General features: G+C 36.0%; 1 protein-coding gene. It reads right to left on the bottom strand.

What is annotated here, in order from left to right; translation table 11 throughout:
* The coding region (locus M595_RS28455) for an RNA-guided endonuclease InsQ/TnpB family protein (RefSeq protein ID WP_238987161.1) at positions 1-476 on the bottom strand (476 nt) is incomplete at its 3' end.
* Positions 477-519: the final 43 nt, after the last annotated feature.

The following is a 519-nucleotide window of genomic DNA, read 5'->3' as shown; positions in this document are numbered from 1 at the left end:
TTTTCAACGACAATGACTTGGCTTTCATCTACCAACTTTCTTGATAACTTGTGCAAGAAATCTTGGCGGGAATTAGCTATTCTCTCATAAACATTAGCCACCTTTTTCCTGAATTTCTTTCTCGATTTACTTCCTTGAGTTTTTCGAGAAAGTTTTTTCTGTTTGAGGGCTAAATTCTTTTGGTGGCGGTTTAAATGCTTGGGGTTAGCATATTTAGTTACCCGCTCTCCATCGTGAACAATTGCGAAATCTTTCAGCCCTAAATCAATACCAATAATTTGATCTCCTGTTCGTTTAACGTCAGTTACTTCAACTTCACACAAAATTGAAGCAAAATATTTATCAGTTGAAGATTTAGAGATTGTTACCGTTTTAATCTTCCTTGTAACTTCTCTGTGAAATACTGCTTTGACTTCACCAATCTTGGGGACTTTTAGATATTCATCCTTGACAGTAACACTCTGGGGATATTGGATTGATTGCTTATGGTGTTTAGACTTGAATCTAGGGAATTTAGCT

This window comes from Lyngbya aestuarii BL J, from assembly GCF_000478195.2.
Classification (GTDB): Bacteria; Cyanobacteriota; Cyanobacteriia; order Cyanobacteriales; family Microcoleaceae; genus Capilliphycus; species Capilliphycus aestuarii.
This window is presented reverse-complemented; position numbering and strand designations above follow the sequence as displayed.